Below are 1,313 nucleotides of genomic sequence, written 5' to 3'. Positions count from 1 at the left end.
ACAATGGGCTCCTGAATACATAGTTGGCTATCCACCTGGTGACTTCGATATTTCCATAGGAGATGCAGTATTCATATTCAGAAATGAAGGAGGAATAATACAATGGGATGGCGGGCGCTCCTTGCTTGGCTAATCCTCCTCCCCCCTCTTGTTTTTTCTTCTAGCCCATTTGTTATATATGGGTATGTTTATCATGAAGGAAATTTTCTGTCAGGCATAGAGATTGAAGCAGTAAATGAAAGGAGCGGGGAAATAGTAAATGCAGTAAGCGAGGAAAACGGTGCATACACCTTATGCTTTGGAAATCCTCCCTATGATTGGAAAATAGGAGATAAAATAATTTTAAAAGCAAAATGTGATTGTCTTTATGGATATAAGGAAATAGAGATTTTATCTGATGAGCCAGCAAAAGTAGATATATCTTTAAATGTTGATTTAAATCCAAATTTTATTTTTACTCCATCGCAACCAAAAGTTGGGGAGAATATATCCTTTATAGATAATTCAATTGGAAATATTTTAAATTATACCTGGGATTTTGGAGATGGATGCTTTGCTTATGAAAAAAATCCAAAGCATTCTTATGAAAAGGAAGGAAAATATAATGTTACCCTTAAAATTTCATGCAATGATTTCAGCAAAAATATATCAAAAGAAATAGTTGTTTCTGAGAAAAAAGAGAAAATACCTGGTTTTGAATTTTTTTCAATAATTTTGGTAATTCTGGCAATGAGAAAATGGAAAAAAAAGCAGTATCGCTGATAGTTTTATCAATTCTTATAGTAAATTTATTTTCTTTTGCCTCCTCTCCGCCGGGCAATCCTTATACAATATGGATTCATGTTGAATTAAGTGGCTCGCCAGTAAGCGGAGCAACAGTTAAAGTAAAAGAAAATGCAACAGGTGAAGTTGGATATGCAGAAGATTATGGAGAAGGATGGTATGGAATCAATTTAGGAAATTTTAAAAATGGATGGAAGTATGGCGACGAGGTTTTTATAGAAGCTTTTTATCAGCAATTTTATGGAAGCAATTCAACAATTTTAACAAATGAAGGTTATTCTTTTGTAAATATTTCTCTTAAACCTAATTCTCTTCCTTCAATCTATTTAGTTAGCCCAGCAAATAACTCTACAAATGTAAGCATAAATCCAATCTTAAAAGTGCATGTTGTCGATGTAGATAGCAATATTATGAGCGTTAAATTCTATGGTCGAAAATTAGGAAACTTAACTTGGCAATTGCTTGGTATAAATACAAATGTTGCAAACAATAGCAACACATCAATAACATGGTATAATCTTGAATATGGC

At 32.9% G+C, this 1,313-nt stretch carries 2 protein-coding genes; both read left to right on the top strand.

Going from position 1 to position 1,313, the window contains the following annotated elements; translation table 11 throughout:
* Positions 1-102 precede the first annotated feature (102 nt).
* The gene (locus tag H5T45_07620) at positions 103-762 is read left to right on the top strand and encodes a PKD domain-containing protein (protein MBC7129566.1); all 660 of its coding nucleotides are present in this window, start codon (positions 103-105) and stop codon (positions 760-762) included.
* The coding region (locus H5T45_07615) for a hypothetical protein (GenBank protein ID MBC7129565.1) at positions 738-1,313 on the top strand (576 nt) is incomplete at its 3' end. The genes H5T45_07620 and H5T45_07615, both read left to right, overlap by 25 nt.

The sequence above is a fragment of the Thermoplasmatales archaeon genome, from assembly GCA_014361245.1.
Taxonomy (GTDB): Archaea; Thermoplasmatota; E2; order UBA202; family JdFR-43; genus JACIWB01.
This window is presented reverse-complemented; position numbering and strand designations above follow the sequence as displayed.

What these genes read in the sequence shown, in the direction of transcription:
- H5T45_07620 (MBC7129566.1), top strand. Translation starts at nt 103, where the DNA reads ATGGGATGGCGGGCGCTCCTTGCTTGGCTAATCCTCCTCCCCCCTCTT.